Genomic DNA, 20,097 nt, shown 5'->3' with positions numbered 1-20,097 from the left:
AGGAGGGCGCATGAGTCACGATCCTTCAACCCATAACGCCCCCGCGCATGTCGTCGTGGTCGGCGCGGGGCACGCGGGCGGGCGCGTCGTGCAGCATCTCGGCGCGCTCGGGTTCGCCGGCCGCATCACGCTGGTCGGCGACGAGCGTCATCCGCCTTACGAGCGCCCGGCGCTCTCCAAGGAATGGCTCACGTGCGAGCAGGAGCCGTGGAGCGAGGCGGCGTCGGCCGCATCGACACTCACGCTTGCACCCGCCGCGTTCTGGGAAGCCTCGGCGTTGCGCGATGCGCGCATCGACCGCCTGCACGACCGCGCGGTCGCGCTCGACGCGGCGCAACGCGTGCTCACGCTCGCGAGCGGCGCGCAACTGCCGTTCGACCGGCTCGTGGTGGCCACGGGCGGCGCGCCGCGCGACGGCGCGATTCCCGGCGCGCGGCAGCCCGGTGTGCATCTGCTGCGCACGATAGACGACAGCGTCGCCTTGCGCCGCGCCCTGCGCGAGAGCCGGGGGCTCGCGATCATCGGCGCGGGCGTGATCGGCATGGAAGTCGCGTCGTCCGCGCGTGAACTGGGCGTGCCGGTGACGGTGCTCGAAGCGGGGCCGCGCGTGCTCGCTCGCTGCCTGCCGCCCGCGATGTCCGAGTGGCTGGTGCATGAGCATCGGGCGCGCGGCGTGCGTGTGGAACTGGGCGTGGCGGTGGAGGAAATCGCCGCAGCCGGTGAAGAGGCGAATGGCGCCGGCCAGCCGGGCCGCTATGTCGTGCGTTGCCGCAAGGCGAACGTCGACGCGGACGGTGATGCCGCAAGCGCGGGCGCGGCGTTCGACGTCGCGGCCGACACGATCCTCATCGCGATCGGCGTTGACTGCACGCCGGCGTTTCTCGACGGCACCGGCTTCGCGGGCCGCCAGGGCGTCGATGTCGACGTCACCTGCCGCAGCCCGCGCGCGCCGTGGCTGTACGCGGTCGGCGACGTCGCGCACGTGCTGGGCGGCGTGTCGCCATCGCAGGGGCTGCGTCAGGAAACGTGGCGCAATGCCGAGAACCAGGCGCTTGCCGTCGCGCAGTCGATCGTCGGCGAGCCGCGGCCTTATCGCGAGACGCCCTGGATGTGGACCGACCAGCTCGGCTACAACATCCAGGTCGTGGGCCAGCCCGATCCGCGCGACGAGGTCGTCATGCGCGGCGAGCCGGGCGCGGGACCGTGCGCGGCGTTCAGCGTGCGCGACGGACGCGTCGTGGCGGGCGTGCTCGTGAATGCGGGCCGCGAGCGGCGCTTCCTCGAAAAGCTGGTCGAAAGCGGCGCGCCCGTGGATCTCGCGCGTCTCGCCGATGCACGCACGCCGCTCAGGGAGCTTGCGGCATGAACGCGAATTCGATGGGACTCGCGCTCGCGCACGACCACTCGCACGAGGCGCGCGACGTGACGCTCGCCGCGCTGGCTGCGCGCGTGGCGCGGCTCGAAGCGATCGAGGCGATCCGCGCGCTCAAGGCGCATTACGGCGCGCTCGCCGACGCGAAGTACACCGACGACTATCGCAAGATCGACGCCGGCGCGCTCGTCGAGATCGCGCGCCAGCAGGCCGAATGCTTTACCGACGACGCCGTGTGGGCGGGCGGCGACGGCTTCGGCGGCGACCTCGTGGGCCGCGAAGCCATCGCGCGCTGGTTTCTCGCGTCGCCGTGGCGCTTCGCGATGCATTACTACGTGAGCGAGAGCTTGCAGGTGGACGCCGTGCGCGGCGAAGCCGAGGCGAGGTGGCGGCTGATGCAGGTGGCGCTGCGCGAGGGCGAGCGCGCGCAGGCGGGCGCGGTATGGCTCGGCGCGGTGACGACCGAGCGCTACCGGCGCGACGCCGCGAGCGGCCTCTGGCTCATCAGCTACATGAAATTCGACACGCTCCAGATGATGACGCTGGCCGACGGCCCGTTGCCGATCGCCAGAAGTTTCGCGGACCTCGACGCACTGCGCGTCGCCCGCGAGCAGCACAACCCGCGCAACCCGCGAACCCAGGATAGTCAGTCATGACAGAAGTCGTTTCGTCGCCTTGCGCGACCCATACCGGCGCCGATCCGGCGTCACGCTGCTGCGGCGATTTCGTCGCCGGGATCGCCGAGCACGCGTGCGAGGTGTTGCAGAACACGCCCGTCAACGCCGAGTACCGGCACATGATCGTGGCCGCCCCGCCAGGCGCCGCCAACGCGCAGCCGGGCCAGTTTTTCCATCTGGCGTGCCCGCCGGGCGCGTCGGGCTCGACGTTTCTGCGTCGGCCGATGAGCGTCTACGGCGCCGATCCGCGGCTCGGCACCGTCGAGTTTCTTTACAAGGTCCAGGGCGCCGGAACGCAGGGCCTCGCCACGTTGCAGCCCGGCGACACGCTCGACGCGCTCGGGCCGCTCGGCCAGGGCTTCGCGCCGCCGAAGGACGCACGCCACGTGCTGCTGGTCGCGCGCGGCGTGGGCCTTGCCACGCTCTCGCCGCTCGCCGCGCACGCCATTGCGCGCGGGGCGAGCGTGACGGCGGTGCTGAGCGCGCGCAGCCCGGCGCTCGTGATGTCCGCCGAGCGCTTGCGCGCGGCCGGCGCGACAGTGCATATCGTGACCGACGCCGACGGCAACAGCGACCCCGTGCAACTGGAAGCGCTGCTCGACACGCTGCACGCGCAGAAGCCGTTCGACTTTCTCTCGACCTGCGGCTCGAACCGCCTGCTCGTGCTGCTGCAAAAGCTCGGCAAGGCATGGGGCGTGGCGGGGCAAACCGCGATCGAGCAGCACATGGGCTGCGGCATCGGCTCGTGCTATGCGTGCGTGCGGCCGTTTCGCGAGCACGCGCAATCTGGGCGCCTGACGTTCCGGCGCGTGTGCTGGGACGGCCCCGTCTTCGACTTGCAGGAAACGACATCATGGTAGATCTGAGCGTCAAGGTGGGCGCACTCACGCTCGCGAATCCGGTCATGCCCGCCTCGGGCACCTTCGCCGACGGCAACGCGCGCGTGTTCGACCTCAATTGCCTCGGCGCGATCGTCACGAAGACGATCACGGCCGATATCCGCGAAGGCGTGCCGCCGCCGCGCGTCGCCGAATTCAAGGACGCCACGCTGTTTTCGATCGGCATCCCGAGCAAGGGCGCGGACTACTACGTCAACACGACCGTGCCGTTCTACCGGCGCTACACGCCGCCCGTGGTCGGCAGCATCTCCGCGAATTCCGCCGATGAATTCGGCGAGCTTGCGGCGCGCATCGGCGCGAGCGGCATCGCGGCGATCGAGGCAAACGTCTCGTGCCCGAACCTGAAGAAGAACGGCAAGGCGTTCGGCATGGACCCGGAAGCGACCTTCCAGGTGATCAGCGCGATGAAGGCGAGCACCGACATTCCGGTGTGGGTCAAGATGACGCCGAACGCGGGCAACCTGGTGGAAGTGGCGCTCGCGGCGCAGGCGGCCGGCGCGGACGCGCTGGTGTGCAGCAACGCGATTCTCGCCATGGCGATCGACGTCGAAACCTTCAAGCCGCGCGTGGCCAACGTGATGGGCGGCCTCACGGGCGCGGCGACCAAACCGATCCTGCTGCGCATGGCGTATCAGTGCGCCCAGGCGGTCGAGATTCCGGTGATCGGCTGTGGCGGCATCAGCACCGCCGAAGACGCGATCGAGTTCATGCTCGCGGGCTGCACCGCCGTTCAGGTCGGCACGGCGAATTTCGTTTCGCCCACCGCGATGCCGCGCGTGATCGAGGGCATGCGCGCGTTCTGCGAGCGCCGCGGCATTGCGCGTATCGCCGATCTGATCGGCGCGATGAAGCAGCACGACGTCATCAACCTTCAAAAGGAGTATGCGCTGTGAAGGTCATTCCCATTGCCTCCGCGTGCACGCGCACGCTGCACGCCGCGCACGCCGTAGTGGAAACGGGCGGCGCCGCGCCCGTGGCTGCCGACGCATGGCGCCTCGTTGGCGCAGTCGAGTCCTGCTTCGACGGTAAGGATTGCCTGGGAGTCACGATCGACTCGGTGAAGGTGGGCCTCTTTCGCATCGACGGTGAGATTCACGCGCTCGACGATATCTGCACGCACGGCAACGCGCTCTTGAGCGAAGGCTTTCTCGACGGCCACGAGATCGAGTGCCCGCTGCACGCGGGACTCGTGGATGTGCGCACCGGCAGGGGCACGACGTCGCCGATCACGCGCGATACGCGTTGCCATGAAGTGCGTATCGACGACGGCAATCTCTATGTTCGCCTGAGCCGCTGACATGACCGACGATCGCACTTCATCCATTGCCCGCGCGCCGCACCGTCCCAGGATCGCGGTGATCGGCACGGGCGGCACCTTCGCGATGCACGCGCGCGATCCGTTCGACTGGATCGAGTATTCGGAAAGCGGTATTGTGCATCCGATCGATACGCTGCTGGCCACGCTCGGCGAACTCGCGCCCGACGTCGACCTGCTGCCGGTCACGTTTCGCAGCCTCGGCAGCGTCGCGATCCGGCCCGCGGACTGGGTCGAGCTCGCGCGCCTGATCCGCAGCACGGCGCGGCGCGATCCGTCCATCACGGGCTTTATCGTGACGCACGGCACGGCCACGCTCGAAGAAACGGCGTGGTTCCTGCAACTCGTGCTCGATATCGCGCAGCCCGTGATCGTGACCGGCGCGCAGCGGCCCGCCAACACCGCGGGCAGCGACGTGCTCGCCAATCTGCGCGGTGCGATCGCCGCCGCGCGCGACCCCGCGAGCGCCGCGCATGGCGTGCTGGTTGCGATGGACGGCGCGCTGTTTGCGGCGCGCGATGTGACGAAGGCGGCCAGTTTCGAGCTTCATGCGTTCGAGTCGCCGGGCTATGGTCCGCTCGCACGCGTCGACGCCGACGCGCGCGTGACCTGGCGGCGCGGCGCGATGCCCCGTCCTGGCACGGGCGACGGCGCGACGCCGTGGTTCGATCGCGCGCTGCTGGAAGCGGATGCGGCGGTTGTGCTGCCGCGCGTCGATATCGTGATGTCGTATGCGGGTGCGGACGGTGTCGCCATCGAGAGCTTCGTGGCGGCGGGCAGCATGGGACTGATCAGCGCGGGGCTCGTGCCGGGACGTCCCTCGGCGGGCGAGGCGAGCGCGTATCGCCAGGCGGTGGAGGCGGGCGTCGTCGTCGTGCAGTCGAGCCGCGCCGCGCGCGGCGTGGTGCCGCCGCAGGCGTTCCTCGCACGCGACGGGGTGATCGCGGGCGGCGATCTGAGCCCGCAGAAACTGCGCATCGCCCTGATGCTCGCGCTCACGCTCCACGACGCCACGGCGCACGACGCCGCGCAGCAACGCGAACGAATCCAGACGCTCTTGCTGGCGTTGTGACACGATGGCCGAAGCGCCGCGCATTCTCCGTCGCGCTTCGGCACACAAGGAGGTCAATCGAATCATGCAGTTTTCCTATCTCGTGACCTGGGTGCACGCCGACGCGTCGGCGCGCATGGCCGCCGACGATCTCGCGCGTATCGCCGCGATCGTCGAAGCCACGCCGGCATTACGCCGCGCGCGGCTGTACACGCCCGAATCGGCGGACGACTACTACACGCAGGACGGCCCCTCGCCGATCTTCGCGATGCAACTCGACTACGACACGGTCTTCGATCTCGAAGCGCCGATCGCCGCGGGCGGACACTTGCAGGCGCTCGCGAGCGCCGGCCTGCCGAGCCTGGTGGGTTGCCGCGTCGAGCAGCAAGCGATGCTGCGGCGGCCGTTTCCCGTGGCCGATGCGCAGGCGCGCGTGCCGCAAGGCGCGTTGCCGTGCCAGTTTCTGGTTCACTATCCTGGCCATGCGCTCGACTTCGACGAGTGGATCAACTACTACCTCACGCATCATCCACAGATCATGTTCGACTTTCCGGGCGTGCGCGAGATCGAGATTTTTACGCGTATCGACTGGCTCGATGCGATGCCGTGGACGCGCGTGCACTACATGCAGCGCAACAAGCTGATGTTTGACAGCGCGCAGGCGATCACGGAGGCGATGCACTCGCCGGTGCGTCACGCCATGCGTCAGGACTTCGAACAATTCCCGCCGTTCAAGGGCAGCAACATCCATCATCCGATGGCGGCGCGCACCATGCACTTCGTCAAGTGAGGCATTCGTGAGCATAGGATACGGACATCTGGCGCGCATCGGCCATCTCTATCCGTCGGGCGGATTGTGCGACTTCGAAATTCAGGCGATGGCGCCCGAGGGCGTGCAGTTCGTCACCACGCGCCTGCCGTTTCGCGACACGTCGATCGAATCCGACCGCACGCTGATCGACGACATCGAAACGCACGCGCAATTGCTCGCCGACGCGAAAGTGGATCTGATCGCCACGAACTGCACGGCGGCGGGCGTCGTCAACGGGCCCGAGGCGATCAACGCACGCGTGGAGGCGGCGACGCAGATCGCGGCGGTGACGACGATCGAAGCCGTGCTCGCGGCCTGCGCCGAACTGGGCGTGAAGCGGCTCGGCCTCGTGACCGCCTATGGCGAGCACGTGGTGGCGACGGAAAAGACGTTTCTCGCCGCACGCGGTTTCGAGGTGGTGGCGGACGCGAGCCGCGCGTGCACAACCCCCTACGAGCAGGGCACACTGCCCGAGCAAACGTGGCTGGAACTCGCCACGGCATTGCCGCGCGAGTTCGACGCCGTGCTGATTAGCTGCGCGGGCATCCGCGTGAGCGGCGTGATCCAGTCGATCGAGGACACGGTGGGACGTCCGGTCATCACGAGCAATGCCGCATTGCTCTGGTATTGCCTGAAAAGACTGAATATCGGTGAGCGGCCTGTGGGCTATGGGGCGTTGCTGGCCTGAGCCCGCTCCCACTGACGCTCGCAGTCACAAATGGCACGCCGCTAATACCCCTGGCGAACATCCACCAGATCCTCCAGCGCGGTGCCTGCGGAAAAGGCCTTGAAATTGCGCGCGAACTTGCGTGCCAACTCCTGGGTATTGTGCGGGCCGATCGCCGACGTATGCGGCGAGAGCCGGACGCGGGGGTGCGTATAAAAGCGATGGCCCGCGGGCAAAGGCTCCGGCTCGGTGACGTCCAGCGACGCGCCGCCGATGACACCCTCGTCGAGGGCTTCGAGCAGCGCCGCGTCGTCGATGAGCGAGCCGCGCGCGATATTGATCAGGTGAAGCCCTGGCTTCGCGAGCTTGAGCGAGGCCAGGTTGACGATATGGCGCGTCGATTCCGTAGCGGGTGCCGCCAGCACGAGATGGTCGGATTGCTGCAACAGCTCGCCGATGTCCGCCACAAAGGTCACGCCGGCTACGGCGGCCTGATTCGTCGTACGGCGGCGCACGGCGAGAACCCGCGCACCCAGCGCGGTCGCTTTCTGCGCAACCGCCTCGCCGATCGAACCGAAACCGAAGATGCCGACCGTACTTCCCGCCACCGTCGCGAGCGGCGACATCTGCCATTCGTGCGCATCGTGAATCCAGATGTCGGGCAGACGTTTCGCGTGCGAGAAGATCGCGGCCAGCACGAATTCCGCGATCGCCTGCGATGCGGTGCCGCGCGCCGTCGTGACGGGCGGCCCGTCGAAGAACCAGCGCGGATAGAAGTCGATTCCGGATGAACCCAGTTGCACCCAGCGCAGTCCGAACGGCCAGCCGGCAGGGGCATGCTCGGGCGCCGTCGCGCCCCTCACGATGATCGGCGCGGCGACGAGGATCGACGCATCGTCCGGTAATACCGGCGGCACACCGCGTGGAATGCCGATCACCTGCGCATCGGGCAGGAGGGCGCGCACGGCGTCGTTGAAGGGTTCGGGAAGCTGACTCGCGATCGTGACCATGGATGTACTTGAGATTGTCGCTAAAGCGCCGTGCGCGATGGGCGGCCTCGATGGGATGGCGGCGAAACGCGTCTCGGCTGGATACACGAGGCTACGGTTTGATCGCACGCTCGACAACGAACGAATGCTGAAAAACATATGAAGCGCGTCACGCTGCGGACGAATGGGCGGCCAGCCGTATTCGCTTCCAGAGGAAACCAAAGATTGATTTGTTGGTTTGGCGGGGGCTGACTTTTTTTTAAGCTCGCATGCCGACAACCAATAAACCGCAGCCGGGCCCGACCTACGGGCACAACGGCGCAGAGGAGAACCCGATGAAAGCTTTCCGCCATGCCTGGTCGCCCTTGACCACCCTCGCTCTTGGGGCATTGATCGCGCTCAGCGTGAGCGCGCATGCCGCCGATCCCGACAAGAAGGAAATCCGTTTCGGCGCGACAGCCGGACCTTATTCCGATCAGATCCGCTACGGCATCAAGCCTCAGTTGGAGAAAGAAGGCTACAAGGTGACGATCGTCGAATTCAGCGACTATGTTCAGCCGAATCTCGCGCTGGCCGATGGCGCGCTCGACGCCAACGCATTTCAGCACGAGGTGTATCTGAAGAAGTTCTCGGCGGATCACAAGCTCGCGCTGTCGGAACTGGTGAAGGTGCCAACCGCGCCCATCGGGCTATACAGTCACAAGCACAAGCGTCTCGACGAACCGAAGGACGGCGCCACGGTGTCCCTGCCGAACGACGTCACGAACCAGGCGCGCGCGATCATCCTGTTGCAGCAGCTTGGCTGGGTAACGCTCAAGCCCGGCGTCGATCCCGTGAAATCGTCGGAGCGCGATATCGATGCCAATCCGCACAAGATCAAGCTGGTGCCGCTGGAAGCCGCGCAGTTGCCGCGCTCTCTGGACGACGTCGACTACGCCTTCGTGAACGGCAACTTCGCGCTCGCCTCCGGCCTCAAGCTCACGGATGCGCTGTTGCTCGAAAAAATCCCGCCGTACTATCTGAACCTCGTCGCGGTGCGCACGGCCGATCTGAACAAACCGTACGTGAAAGACATTGCGAACGCTTACAAATCGGCAGAGTTCAGGCGTGTGATTGATGAGCGGTTTGCAGGCTTCTCGAAGCCGTCGGAATGATGCGAGCGGGCGGTGCGCTGCACGTCACGGCTGCGGCGACTGCCTTGAAGCGGAGATGCTCTTGGTTGTCGATGATGTCCAAAAGGCGAACGCCGCGACAATAGATCAAGCTGGAACAGTCGATTCTATTCGCTTCACTATGTAACGCAACCCTTCCGTTGTTTCGAACCCAACAACCGCCATCATCTCCCGCCAGGTTTGCTCCGGATGTGCAACGATAGTCGTGCAACTCGCAGCTGTCTGAAGACGCTGGACGACCCAACGGGGAGGGAAGATGAGAGAAAACGCCGAGACGCTATTCGTTGCTTCGGATGATATTTCGGCAGCGTTAGACCTGCTGGAGAGCGTCGAGATTGAGGTCGGATTCGATAGCGATGATCCTGAAAGTATCGAGAAGGCCATTCTCGCCGTCGAGGAGGCGATCAATACTCGCCTGAGCGGCTACCGCGGCGACGCACGTGTTGAATCCGCGATCCTGCGCGTCAAGTACGACTTCCGGTGCGCGATCCTCGATCAAGCCTCGTCCGATGACGCCGATCACGACGCCATCAGTTGCGCCCACACCCTGCATTGAGCACGGCAGGCCCACTTGAACCCATCGCCAGAGGGGAGCGAGTGGGCCGCGCCATGAAGCACCGGACCGGATGCGACGCCCGATTGATGGAATCGGGCGGACGGCACGGCGCGCGGCGGGCCGCGTGAACCGCTTTGGCGCGGCAAGCCGATTGCCAGCCGATCGCCAGCCGGGTCACGGTCGCGCCGCTGAATCGCCGCGATCCTCGGGCGCCGGGCAGGGCAGCGAGCCCCCAGACTTACCCGCACACGCTCTGCACGGAATTTCGGCTGCGTTACACTGCGCGCAATATGGCTTTGCTGCAAGGGCTTGCGAGCGACACCGCGTCCGCCGCCGTTGCGGCTATTGTTCCGACCGATGCGCCAGACTCAAACCAGGCCAATGCCACGCTATCCATTCCCGGGCCAGAACAGCCCATTTTTTGCTCCGCCTCACATGCGTGCCCGCTGCCGCGCAATCATGCGTGAGCCGCAACACGGCAGCGGGAAGTCCCTATGACCGACGTCCGACTCGACGCGTCCGATCCGTCGAGCGCCTGGATGTGGGTCGGCAAACTGACGCCCCCGTATACGCAGCTCGAAGCCGTGCCGCGCATCGCGTTGCTCGAACGCTTGCAGGCGCACGCAAGCCGTCCGCTCACGCTGGTTGTCGCCGCGCCCGGATTTGGCAAGACGACGTTGCTCGCGCAGTGGCGCGACGCACTGCGCGCGAGCGACAGCGCACAAACGCAGCCGGTCGCCTGGCTTTCGCTGGACGAGGCCGATGGCGATCCGAACCGCTTTCTCGTTTATTTGCTGTTGTCGCTCGAAGACGCCGGCCTCGATCTCGGCAGCCTGGCGTCGTTGGCCCACTCCCAGGCACTCGATGCGCGCGCGCAGCGCACGATCGCCGCGCTGCTCCAGGCACTCGCGCGCGACGGGCGCTGCTTTACGCTGATGCTCGACGACTACCACCGGGCCGCATCGCGCGTGATCGACGAGATCGTGCTGACACTGCTCGAACGGGCGACCCCCGGCTTGCGCCTCGTGATCGCGAGTCGCACCCGACCGGCCTGGCAAGTCGCCACGCTCAAGGCGCGCGGGCTCGTCCACGAAATCGACGCCGACGACCTCGTTCTGTCGCTACCCGAAGCCTCGCAGATCCTCGGCCCCGACCACGGGCCATCGACCCTCGCGACCGTCCACTCGAAAACGGAGGGGTGGGCCGTCGCCGTCCAGCTAGCGCGCCTGTGGCTCGCCCGAGGCACGGCGTCGGCGTTCGGCTTGCCTTCGTTCTCAGGGCACGTCGCCGAGATGGCGCAATATATGGCCGAGCAGATTCTCGACAATCTCCCCGAAGATTGCCGCGACTTCCTGATCGAGACGTCGGTGCTCGAGCGCTTCAACGCCGATCTCGCCGATGTCGCGCGCGACCGTCACGACAGCGCCACGCTGCTCGCGCGCCTGAGCTCGTTCCATGCATTGCTGGTCCCGCTCGACGCCAACGGCAACTGGTTCCGCTACCACCTGCTGCTCTCCGATTTTCTCAGCCAGCGCCTTGGCGCGCGACGAGCCCGGGAGATCCATCGAGCCGCTGCACAGTGGCTCGCGCAGCGCGACGACTGGGTACTGGCGGTGTCGCACGCGCTACGTGCGCAAGACACGGCGCTTGGCATACGGCTCGTGCTCGACGCGGGTGGCTGGGAACTGGTGCTGCGCCACGGCATCCACTACACGCAGAGCCTGCTACAGCAATTCGACGAACGCGCGCGCCGCAGCGACCCGGAACTCGTGCTCATGCAGGCCTACCTGCAAGCCAAGCTCGGCAACCCGGCGCTGGCGATGGAGTTGCTGCGTCTCGCCCAGCCGGCCATGCAAGGTGACGCGCGCCTCGAGCGTGACTTCACGGTCATCGAGGCGCTGCTGCGCGGGTACTTCGACATCGACGGCGACGATCTGCGCTTGCCCGTCGACGATCAAAGCGCGAACGAGCGGCTGCCCGACGACGCTCTCGCCCAGGCCACGTTGCTGTGCGTAGGCGCACTCTTCGCGGTGCGGCGCGGCCAGATGCGCAACGCGATTGGCGCGGCGCGCGCGGCACGTGTGCGCATGCGAATCGTTGCGAGCCCGCTTGGCGAAAACTTCTGCCTCATGCACGAAGCGCTCGCCCTGTGCACGAGCGGCGAAATCGCCACCGCGCGAGAACGTGTCGACGAGGCCATGACGCTCGCCGAGGCGAACTTCGGCACGGACAGTTCGCTCAAGGCCGTAGTGGGTTGCCTGAAGGCGCAGCATCTCTATCTCGAAGGCGCATGGGCGGAGACCGAATCGTGGCTGGTCGAGGGCCAGGAAACGCTGGAGCATATCGACGGCTGGTTCGAACTGTTCGCCAATACCGCTGACATCGCCTGGCGCGCGGGCCTGCGCCAGCACGGCATGGAGCACGCCTGCCGCGTACTCGATCACACCGAGCGTATAGCGCAGGACCGCCAACTGCCGCGCCTGGCTGAACTGGTGAATATCTGGCGCGTCGACTTGCTCGCCCAGTGCGGGCAAGGTGAGCGCGCGCAGCAGGAGGCGCAGGCACTCAGCCTCGCTGCGACATCCGCCGAGGATGGCGGTCTCGACTGGCGCCTGTGCGAGGCGGCGGCGCTGGCCTTCGCACGCATGCGCCTCGCAATGGGGGCCGCGGCCGAAGCGCTCGCGCGCCTCGCCCACGATGCCGCGAAGCTGGAGCGGGCGGGGTTGCTGTTGCCCGCCTGGCGTTTGCGTCTGCTCGCGCTGATCCCCCAGGGCAAGGCCGCGGGCGCGAAAGGACCAACCCCGGCGGAGCTTGCCGAGGCGCTCCGGCCGGTCATCGCGCATCAAATTCCCGGCCTGCTGCTCGACATCGGCCCCGGCATTCTGCCGTTCCTGCCGACGGCTGGAGACGCCGGCATCCCTGCCTTGCAGGCAATCGTCTCGCAACTGCGAGGCTGGCGCGCGCATCCCGTGCGCCCGCGCGCGCAGTTCAGCGGCAAGGAAGCGCAAATTCTCGGCTTGCTTGCCACCGGGCAGACCAACAAGGCGATCGCGCGCTCGCTCGATATCTCCGAGAACACGGTCAAGTTCCACCTCAAGCAGATCTTCCAGAAGCTCGGGGTCGATTCCCGCGCGGGCGCCATCGCCGCCGCCATGCAGCAGGGGCTGGTGCCCACGCAGCCGTGACTTCGCGGCGCGCGGCGCCTTTGCCCCCGCGGCCCGCCTCCCAAACTACCCGCACAAAACTACCCATATGGGTAGGCGGGTAGCTCACCCCGTCTCCCGCCTACCCGCCGTGCCGGTTGCCGCGCGCTTATTGGATTCATAAAGTCCGCCTCAGCAGCAGATGAACCGTCCGGTGCCGTCCCCGGCGCGCGTTGCGCGGGGGCCGTATCGCGAGCGCTTCATTCGATCGCGGCGTGGCCGCTTCCATGAACATACGTTTAGGCATGCTACCTATTATGAAACGCGGCGACCAGTCAGAAAAACAACGGCCGGCGGCTTGTGCGCCAGCCATCGTGACGCAAGGAGAAGTGCGATGACCTCAGGTGGAAAGACCATTCGGGTGGCGACCGATGTCGGCGGCACGTTCACCGACCTCGTCTACTTCGAGATCGACCCCGCGACCGGCGCGCAGACCGTTCGCACGGCAAAGACCGACACCACGCCGCCCAATTTCGAGCAGGGCATCATCAACGTGCTCGATAAGGCGCAGGTCAAGCTCGACGAGGTGAGCTTCCTCGCGCATGGCACGACCGTCGTCATCAACGCGTTGACGGAGCGGCGTGGCGTGCGCACCGGCCTCATTACCACGGCGGGCTTTCGCGACGTGCTCGAGATCGCACGTGCCAATCGCCCGGACTTTTTCAATCTGAGGTGGGCCAAGCCTGCGGCGTTCGTGCCGCGCCATCTGCGCCGCGAGGTGGGCGGCCGCATCAACTACGATGGTGGCGAGCGGGAGTCGCTCGACCTCGGCGCGCTCGCTGAAATCGTGAAGGACTTTCGCCGTGCGGAAGTCGAGGCGGTGGCGATCTGCCTGCTGCACGCCTATGCGAACCCCGCGCATGAGCGCGCCGTGCTCGACGAAGTCCGCCGCTTGTGGCCGGAGGTCTCGGTCGTGGCCTCGCACCAGATCACGCGCGAGTGGCGCGAATACGAGCGCACGAGCACGGCGGTGCTCTCGGCCTACGTGCAGCCGATCGCCTCGCGCTATCTGGACCAGCTCGAGCAGGGCGTGCGGGCCAATGGCTATCGGGCGCCGCTCTATGTGATGCAGTCGAACTGTGGTGTCGACACGGTTGCCCATGCGCGTGAAATTCCGATCACGATGGTCGAATCCGGTCCGGCGAGCGGTTTCTGGGGGGCCGCCGAACTGGGCCGCCTGATTGGCGAGCCAAACGTGCTGGCGCTCGATATCGGCGGCACGACGGCGAAATGCTCGCTCATCGAAAACGGCCAGGTGACCATCAAGACCGACTACTGGGTGGAGCGCGACCGCGTAAGCGCGGGCTATCCGATCATGGTGCCCGTGGTCGATCTGGTGGAGATCGGCAACGGTGGCGGGTCGATCGCCTGGGTTGACGACTTCGGCAAGCTGCACGTAGGGCCGCAATCGGCCGGTGCGTCGCCGGGGCCTGCGGCCTACGGCAACGGTGGCACGCACGCGACGACGACCGACGCGAACCTCGTGCTCGGCCGCATCAACAAGGACTACTTCTGCGGCGGCGAGACGGTTGCCGACATGGGGGCGATCGAGCGCGCACTCGACCCGCTCGCGGCGCGCCTCGCGATGACGCGCGAGGAAATCGCACGCGGTATCGTGCGCATTGCCAACGACAACATGGTCAACGCGCTCAAGCTCGTCTCGCTCAATCGCGGCCGTGACCCGCGTGACTTCACGCTGGTCGCGTTTGGCGGCGGCGGGGCGATGCACGCGGTGGCGCTCGGCCAGGAACTGGGCGTGAAAAAAGTGGTGATTCCGCGTGGAGCGTCTGTGTTCTCGGCGTGGGGCATGACCATGTCCGATCTGCGCCGCGACCTGTTCGTGAACCGTTTTTTCCAGACCGCCGACGAAGCCTCGCTCGCGGCCGCGCAAGGCGTGCTCGACGAGCTGGTCGAAGCCGCTGCCGCGCAGTTCCGCGACGAGGGCATTGCCCGCGCGCAACTGCACATCGCGATCCACTGCAAGCTGCGTTACCAGAACCAGGAGCATTCGGTGGAAGTGCCGTTCAACGCCGGTGAGCGCATCGTCTCGCACTGGAGCGAGATTGCCGCGCGCTTTCATGCCACGTATGAACGGCAGTACACCTACCGGCTCGACGCGCCGCTCGAAATCGTCGGCTTCCATATTGTCACGACCTCGGAGATCGGCAAGCTCGACCTCGCGGAGCTGCCCGTCACGGGCGCGACGCTGGCGAGCACCGTCAAGGGCAAGCGCTCCGTGGACTACGCGCTCGAAGGCGTGCACGAGGCCACCATTTACGACAACGCGAAGCTCGAACCCGGCATGGCGTTCGCCGGGCCCGCGATCGTGGAAGACGCGGGCACGACCATCGTGGTGCATCCGGGCAATGCAGCGAGCGTCGATCGCCTCGGCAACCTTCACATCACGCTCTGACGAGGGAGAACGACGATGAGCAAAGTGGACATCTTTACGCTGGAGATCATCCAGAACTCGCTACAGGCCATTGCCGACGAAATGTTCGCGGCGATGATCAAGACCGCGATGAGCCCGATCATTTACGAAGTGCTCGACATGGGCACGGGCATCACCGATGCGCACGGCGATATCGCAAGTTCCGGCTCCGGCGCGCCGGGCTTCATCGCGGTGCTCGACAAGGCGGTCAAGCGCATACTCGCGCAGCACGCGCAGCCGGGCGAGATCGAGCCCGGCGACGTATTCATCACCAACGACCCGCACAGCGGCGGGGGCGTCACGCACCTGAACGACGTCGTGCTCGCCATGCCCGTGTTCGCCGGTGACCGGATCATTGCGTGGACAGCGAACATCGCGCACTGGAACGACGTAGGCGGCTCGGTGCCGGGTTCGCTCTCGACCCATGCCGGCGACATTTTCCAGGAGGGCCTGCGCCTCGCCTGCGTGAAGCTGGTCTCGAAGGGCAAGCCCATTCGCCCGGTCATGCAGATCCTGCGCTCGAACACGCGTTTGCCCGACTTCATGGAAGGCGACCTCTGGGCCGGTATCGCGGCCGTGCGCGGCGGCGCGGCGCGAATCGTCGATCTCGCGCAAAAGTACGGCGTCGACGTGTTTCTCGAGGCCGTGGCGGATTTCATGGTACTCGGCGAGAAGGTGTCGCTCGCGGCGCTCAAGGACGCACCGCGCGGCCGCTTCACGATGGACGAATTGCAGGACGACGGCCAGACGTTGCGCGTGACAGTGGAGATCAGCGACACCGGCATGGTCGTCGACTTGCGCGACAACCCGGCGCAATCGCCCGGACCCCACAATCTGAGCCGCGACGGCACCGTCGTCGCCGCGCAGATGGCGTTCAAGTCCGTCACCGATCCGCGCGCGGCGACCAATGGCGGCACGTTCCGTCCGCTGACGGTGCTCACGCGGCCTGGCACGATGTTCGAGGCGCAGAGCCCGGCCGCCGAAGGCTTCTACTTCGAGAACCTGATCCGCGCCCATGATCTCATCCTGCGCTGTCTCGCGGCGCACTTGCCCGAACGCCTGCCGGCGGGCAACTTCGCATCGATTTGCGGCACCTTCATCAGCGGCGTGCATCCCGATACAGGGCGGGCGTTCACCCTCGTCGAACCGGAAATTGGCGGCTGGGGCGGCGAAGCGGGGCGCGACGGCAACAGCGCCGTGTATTCGGGCATGCATGGCGAAACCTACAACTGCCCGGCGGAAGTCTGCGAAGCGCGCTATGGCCTGTACGTGGATTGCATGACGCTCAACGACGAACCGGGTGGCCATGGCCAGTTCCGGGGCGGACGCGGCATTCACGTCGAGTATCGCGTGCGCGCGGATCACACCTTGCTCACTTGCGGCTACACGCGTTCGCAAGTGCCGCCCTGGGGGCTGGCGGGTGGCGCGGACGGCTCGCTCAACTACATCGAAGTCGTGCGCGGGAACGGGGCGACCGAGCGCTATTCCATGGTGAGCGCGCTGCCGCTCGACAGCGGCGATGTGATCCGCATCCGCACGGCGTCGGGCGGCGGTTTTGGCGACCCGGCCAGGCGCTCGCGCACGGCGGTGCTCGACGACGTGAAGAACGGCTATGTGAGCGCCGAAGTCGCGAAGCGCGTGTATGGCGTCGCTGTTTGATCGCGACATCGAACCATCGAAACACGATCCAGGGTTTTCACATGTTTGCAGAAAACATCTATATCGCGCGGCGCCGGGCGCTGCGCGAAAGGCTCCGCACGGGCATCGCGCTTCTGCCGGGCAATGTCGACGCGCCGATCAATTTCGCGCACAACGTGCATCCGTTCCGGCAGGACGCCACGTTCCGCTACTTCTTTGGCATCAATCGTCCGGGGCTGGTCGCGTTGCTCGATCTGGAGAGCGGCGAAGACGTCGTGTTTGGCGACGACGCGACGCTCGACGACGAAATCTGGCTTGGCAAAACGCCGTCGCTCGCGAGCGAGTGTGAGCGGGCAGGTTGCCGCACGGTGCGCGGCTACGCGGCGCTGCAAGCCGCGCTCGACGCTGCGCGCAGGGACGCTCGCAAGCTGCATTTTCTGCCGCCGTACCGGGCGGCCACGACGCTCGAAATCGGCCGGCTCATGGGCGTTGCGCCCCAGGAAGTGGCGAAATGCGCCTCAACAGCGCTGATCGATGCGCTCGTCGCGCTTCGCGAGGTCAAGGGCGCGGAAGAGATCGAGCAGATCGAAGCCGCGCTCGTGGTTACCGATGAAATGCATCGCGCGGCGATGCGCGCGGTACGCCCCGGTGCCCGCGAGCGCGAGGGCGTAGCGCGGATGCACGCGGTGCTGGCGCAGCACGGCGTGCTCGAAGCGTATCAGTCCGTGTTCACGAAGCGCGGCGAGATTCTGCACAACTTCAACTACGACGGACGCCTCGCGCCGGGCGAGCTGGTGGTCAACGACTCGGGCGCGACGAGCGCGTTCGGCTACGCGAGCGACATCACGCGCACGCTGCCGGTGAGCGGGCGATTCGATACGCGTCAGAGGGAGCTGTACACGCTTCTGCTCGAGGCCCAGGACATCGGCATTCGCGGCTCGCGCCCTGGCGTGCGCTACGCGGACGTGCATCGCGCCGTCGTCACGCATCTCGCCGGCGGCATGTTGCAGATGGGGATCTTCAAGGGCTCCGTCTCCGACATCGTCTCGTCGGGCGCCTACGCGGTCGTTTTTCCGCACGGCCTTGGCCACCAGCTTGGTCTCGATGTTCACGACATGGAGTCCTATGGCGAGGACCGCGTGGGCTACGACGTACAGACACCGCGCAGCACCCAGTTCGGTTTGCGCAGCCTGCGCATGGGCAAGCCGCTGAAGGCCGGCATGGTGCTGACGGTCGAGCCCGGCATCTATTTCATCGAGGCCTTGATCGAGCGCTGGGCCGCCGAGCGGCGCCATGAGGGGCTGATCGACTACGCAACGCTGCGTGCTTGCGTGGGGCTGGGCGGCATGCGCGTGGAAGACGAGATCGAAATCACGGCAACGGGGGCGCGCGTGATGGGCCCGCCGATACCGAAAACCGTGAGCGAGATCGAAGCGGCGATGGCGGACTGATCGCCTCGCCAGACGGAATGGGGAAAAGACCGTCTATTAATCAGGATTCTGTATTACATGCAGAGGACAGGGGATCAGCATGAAAGTGGGGCGTAGGTTGGCGACCGGAGCTGCCGGTCTAACTCTTTTTGCGGGCGCCGCGCTGCCGGCTTGCGCCGACGAATTCATCGGCTACGGCCAGGCTGGCGCACCGAATTCATGGGCGCTCGAAGCATTTCCGGTGTTTCAGCACACGAGCCCGAATTCCAATCAGATTTATTCGTCGTTCAACCCGGCGTATTTTACCGAGACGGGGTTCACGGGCACCCATCGCGACCAGTTCGAGTTCTGGATCAACGGTTCGGTGGGTTATGCGAACACGCACGGCGCGCCCGGTGCGAGTGGCTTTGGGGGCGCCTATCCGAATATCGGCATCGAGTACTACTACAACGTGATCGAGCCCGACCGGCCCGTGGGCACGCCCGGCTACAAGACATTCTGGACGAGCCCCACGTTCACGGTCACGTTTCCCAATGGCAGCACGAAAAGCGCGGGCTTCGGGGCCGGGGCGAACCAGTATTCGTATAGCTTCAACGTCAACAACTACATCCAGATTGGTCGTATCGGCGTAACGATCAATCCTGTCGAGTTGACCTACGCGACGCGCAATCTCAACGCGACCGATATCGGCAACGGGCAGATGGAGCATTTGCGCGGCGGGCTCAGCATGACGCTGCTCGATATCGCGGGCGGCTACCAGGTGCGCGACGATCTGTTCATCGGCCTGCACCACGCGTACAGCATTTATAGCGCGGCGGCCTCCGATTTCGAGGAAATGCGCGAAGGCAAGATCGGCCCGGCGTTCAGCTATTACGGTCTGGCGAAATACGGCATTTATATCTCGGGGAATCTCAACTTCGATTACTACACGTCGTCGAACCTGCACCGCTCGGTCTCGTTCACGATGGCACTCGTCAAATACCTGTAACGCTACTGCGTCTTTTGCAGTTCACACATGCTTCAGTCAAGCAAGGAGTCGTGCAATGAGCAATTCGTTCAAGGGTGAACCGGTGAATGTACCGGTTTCGGTGCGCTGGCTTAATCCGGTGGGCATTGCCACGTGGAATCGTCCGATTGCCCAGATGCTGCACGCCATCAAGCAGCCAACGACAACGGTGCAAGTCGCGTCGCTCGACATGGCGTCCACGCCAACGCATCTGGAGTACCGCGCCTACGAGGCCTTGATCGAGGAACGGACAGTCCATGTCGCACGCGAAGCCGGCGTACAGGGGATCGACGCAATGGTGATCGGGTGCTTCTACGATCCCGCGCTCGAAGCAGCGCGTGAAATCTCGTCGCAAACCATCGTGGTCGGTCCCTGCCAGGCGAGTTTGCAAGTCGCGGCCAATCTTGCCAACCGTTTTTCGGTGATCGTGGGCCGCGAAAAATGGGTCGAGCAGATGCGCGACCGAATTCGCGGCTACGGCATGCTTGATCGGCTCGCGTCGATGCGTTCGCTCGCGATGGGCGTGAACGATTTTCAGACCGATCCTGCGCATACGCGTGCGCGCATCATCGAGGAGGCGCGCCGCGCCGTGGAACAGGATCGCGCGGAAGCGGTGATTCTGGGCTGCACGATCGAATTCGGCTTCTTCGACGCGGTTCAGCAGGCTGTGGGCGTGCCCGTGATCGATCCGGTCGTGGCCGCGTTCAAGCTGGCGGAGTCGCTCGCGCAGTACAAGCGGCAGTTCGGCTGGCAACCCTCGCGGGTGTGGAGTTGCGAGCCCCCGCCGGAAAGCGAGCTGCGCGATTTCGCCCTCTTCACGGGGCCCGCGCCGCTCGGCGACGTCGTGACGTGCTGACTGGCGTCCACCACTCATATCGAC

General features: G+C 66.0%; 17 protein-coding genes. 16 read left to right on the top strand and 1 reads right to left on the bottom strand.

Going from position 1 to position 20,097, the window contains the following annotated elements; all coding sequences use genetic code 11:
* Positions 1 to 10 precede the first annotated feature (10 nt).
* The 8 genes from C7402_RS32305 (at position 11) to C7402_RS32270 (ending at position 6,813) form a co-directional block, all read left to right on the top strand.
* Entirely contained in the window at positions 11 to 1,366 is a 1,356-nt protein-coding gene (locus C7402_RS32305) for an NAD(P)/FAD-dependent oxidoreductase (protein ID WP_116613554.1), read from the top strand.
* The gene (locus tag C7402_RS32300) at positions 1,363 to 2,028 is read left to right on the top strand and encodes a nuclear transport factor 2 family protein (protein ID WP_116613553.1); all 666 of its coding nucleotides are present in this window, start codon (positions 1,363 to 1,365) and stop codon (positions 2,026 to 2,028) included. Before C7402_RS32305 ends, C7402_RS32300 begins: the two co-directional genes overlap by 4 nt.
* Positions 2,025 to 2,909: a dihydroorotate dehydrogenase electron transfer subunit gene (locus tag C7402_RS32295; RefSeq protein WP_116613552.1), complete on the top strand. Its 885-nt coding sequence runs from the start codon at positions 2,025 to 2,027 to the stop codon at positions 2,907 to 2,909. The genes C7402_RS32300 and C7402_RS32295 overlap by 4 nt, the downstream gene beginning before the upstream one ends.
* Positions 2,903 to 3,841, top strand: coding sequence for a dihydroorotate dehydrogenase (locus C7402_RS32290; protein WP_112173962.1), 939 nt, complete (start codon positions 2,903 to 2,905; stop codon positions 3,839 to 3,841). The genes C7402_RS32295 and C7402_RS32290 overlap by 7 nt, the downstream gene beginning before the upstream one ends.
* Positions 3,838 to 4,245 (top strand): non-heme iron oxygenase ferredoxin subunit, encoded by a 408-nt coding sequence (locus tag C7402_RS32285; protein ID WP_224041018.1) that lies wholly within the window; start codon positions 3,838 to 3,840, stop codon positions 4,243 to 4,245. Before C7402_RS32290 ends, C7402_RS32285 begins: the two co-directional genes overlap by 4 nt.
* A 1-nt stretch (position 4,246) precedes the next feature.
* Positions 4,247 to 5,335, top strand: a complete 1,089-nt coding sequence (locus C7402_RS32280; protein WP_116613551.1) for an asparaginase — start codon at positions 4,247 to 4,249, stop codon at positions 5,333 to 5,335.
* A 64-nt stretch (positions 5,336 to 5,399) separates the two neighbouring features.
* Positions 5,400 to 6,104, top strand: coding sequence for a hypothetical protein (locus C7402_RS32275; protein WP_116613606.1), 705 nt, complete (start codon positions 5,400 to 5,402; stop codon positions 6,102 to 6,104).
* A 7-nt stretch (positions 6,105 to 6,111) separates the two neighbouring features.
* Positions 6,112 to 6,813: a maleate cis-trans isomerase family protein gene (locus C7402_RS32270; RefSeq protein WP_116613550.1), complete on the top strand. Its 702-nt coding sequence runs from the start codon at positions 6,112 to 6,114 to the stop codon at positions 6,811 to 6,813.
* A 41-nt stretch (positions 6,814 to 6,854) separates the two neighbouring features.
* Here C7402_RS32270 and C7402_RS32265 read toward each other — a convergent pair whose 3' ends face one another.
* Complete coding sequence (locus C7402_RS32265) at positions 6,855 to 7,802, bottom strand: D-isomer specific 2-hydroxyacid dehydrogenase family protein (protein WP_116613549.1); 948 nt, start codon at positions 7,800 to 7,802, stop codon at positions 6,855 to 6,857.
* Between the two features lie 314 nt (positions 7,803 to 8,116).
* Here C7402_RS32265 and C7402_RS32260 point away from each other — a divergent pair, with 314 nt between their 5' ends.
* The 8 genes from C7402_RS32260 to C7402_RS32225 all read left to right on the top strand — a co-directional run bounded on the left by C7402_RS32260 (position 8,117) and on the right by C7402_RS32225 (position 20,073).
* A complete protein-coding gene (locus tag C7402_RS32260; protein WP_116613548.1) occupies positions 8,117 to 8,935 on the top strand; it encodes a MetQ/NlpA family ABC transporter substrate-binding protein in 819 nt (272 codons plus the stop codon).
* A 274-nt stretch (positions 8,936 to 9,209) separates the two neighbouring features.
* On the top strand, positions 9,210 to 9,509 hold the full coding sequence (locus C7402_RS32255; RefSeq protein ID WP_116613547.1) for a hypothetical protein: 300 nt from the start codon (positions 9,210 to 9,212) through the stop codon (positions 9,507 to 9,509).
* A 494-nt stretch (positions 9,510 to 10,003) separates the two neighbouring features.
* The gene (locus C7402_RS32250) at positions 10,004 to 12,694 is read left to right on the top strand and encodes a winged helix-turn-helix domain-containing protein (RefSeq protein WP_116613546.1); all 2,691 of its coding nucleotides are present in this window, start codon (positions 10,004 to 10,006) and stop codon (positions 12,692 to 12,694) included.
* A 352-nt stretch (positions 12,695 to 13,046) separates the two neighbouring features.
* Positions 13,047 to 15,125, top strand: a complete 2,079-nt coding sequence (locus C7402_RS32245; RefSeq protein WP_116613545.1) for a hydantoinase/oxoprolinase family protein — start codon at positions 13,047 to 13,049, stop codon at positions 15,123 to 15,125.
* 15 nt (positions 15,126 to 15,140) lie between these two features.
* Entirely contained in the window at positions 15,141 to 16,802 is a 1,662-nt protein-coding gene (locus C7402_RS32240; RefSeq protein WP_116613544.1) for a hydantoinase B/oxoprolinase family protein, read from the top strand.
* 41 nt (positions 16,803 to 16,843) lie between these two features.
* Complete coding sequence (locus C7402_RS32235) at positions 16,844 to 18,232, top strand: aminopeptidase P N-terminal domain-containing protein (RefSeq protein ID WP_116613605.1); 1,389 nt, start codon at positions 16,844 to 16,846, stop codon at positions 18,230 to 18,232.
* 79 nt (positions 18,233 to 18,311) lie between these two features.
* Positions 18,312 to 19,199, top strand: a complete 888-nt coding sequence (locus C7402_RS32230; protein ID WP_133254600.1) for a hypothetical protein — start codon at positions 18,312 to 18,314, stop codon at positions 19,197 to 19,199.
* A 55-nt stretch (positions 19,200 to 19,254) separates the two neighbouring features.
* Positions 19,255 to 20,073 carry an aspartate/glutamate racemase family protein gene (locus C7402_RS32225; RefSeq protein ID WP_116613543.1) on the top strand — a complete coding sequence of 273 codons (819 nt, stop codon included), beginning with the start codon at positions 19,255 to 19,257 and terminating at the stop codon, positions 20,071 to 20,073.
* Positions 20,074 to 20,097 lie beyond the last annotated feature (24 nt).

It is taken from the genome of Paraburkholderia unamae, from assembly GCF_003096875.1.
GTDB classification, from domain to species: Bacteria; Pseudomonadota; Gammaproteobacteria; order Burkholderiales; family Burkholderiaceae; genus Paraburkholderia; species Paraburkholderia unamae.
The sequence above is the reverse complement of the archived record's forward strand: the minus strand, read 5'-3'. Positions and strand labels throughout refer to the sequence as shown.

Excerpts from the sequence above, each read along its gene's own strand:
- C7402_RS32305 (WP_116613554.1), top strand. The coding sequence starts at position 11 with ATGAGTCACGATCCTTCAACCCATAACGCCCCCGCGCATGTCGTCGTG.
- C7402_RS32300 (WP_116613553.1), top strand. The coding sequence starts at position 1,363 with ATGAACGCGAATTCGATGGGACTCGCGCTCGCGCACGACCACTCGCAC.
- C7402_RS32295 (WP_116613552.1), top strand. The coding sequence starts at position 2,025 with ATGACAGAAGTCGTTTCGTCGCCTTGCGCGACCCATACCGGCGCCGAT.
- C7402_RS32290 (WP_112173962.1), top strand. The coding sequence starts at position 2,903 with ATGGTAGATCTGAGCGTCAAGGTGGGCGCACTCACGCTCGCGAATCCG.
- C7402_RS32280 (WP_116613551.1), top strand. The coding sequence starts at position 4,247 with ATGACCGACGATCGCACTTCATCCATTGCCCGCGCGCCGCACCGTCCC.
- C7402_RS32275 (WP_116613606.1), top strand. The coding sequence starts at position 5,400 with ATGCAGTTTTCCTATCTCGTGACCTGGGTGCACGCCGACGCGTCGGCG.
- C7402_RS32265 (WP_116613549.1), bottom strand. The coding sequence starts at position 7,802 with ATGGTCACGATCGCGAGTCAGCTTCCCGAACCCTTCAACGACGCCGTG.
- C7402_RS32260 (WP_116613548.1), top strand. The coding sequence starts at position 8,117 with ATGAAAGCTTTCCGCCATGCCTGGTCGCCCTTGACCACCCTCGCTCTT.
- C7402_RS32255 (WP_116613547.1), top strand. The coding sequence starts at position 9,210 with ATGAGAGAAAACGCCGAGACGCTATTCGTTGCTTCGGATGATATTTCG.
- C7402_RS32250 (WP_116613546.1), top strand. The coding sequence starts at position 10,004 with ATGACCGACGTCCGACTCGACGCGTCCGATCCGTCGAGCGCCTGGATG.
- C7402_RS32245 (WP_116613545.1), top strand. The coding sequence starts at position 13,047 with ATGACCTCAGGTGGAAAGACCATTCGGGTGGCGACCGATGTCGGCGGC.
- C7402_RS32240 (WP_116613544.1), top strand. The coding sequence starts at position 15,141 with ATGAGCAAAGTGGACATCTTTACGCTGGAGATCATCCAGAACTCGCTA.
- C7402_RS32235 (WP_116613605.1), top strand. The coding sequence starts at position 16,844 with ATGTTTGCAGAAAACATCTATATCGCGCGGCGCCGGGCGCTGCGCGAA.
- C7402_RS32230 (WP_133254600.1), top strand. The coding sequence starts at position 18,312 with ATGAAAGTGGGGCGTAGGTTGGCGACCGGAGCTGCCGGTCTAACTCTT.
- C7402_RS32225 (WP_116613543.1), top strand. The coding sequence starts at position 19,255 with ATGAGCAATTCGTTCAAGGGTGAACCGGTGAATGTACCGGTTTCGGTG.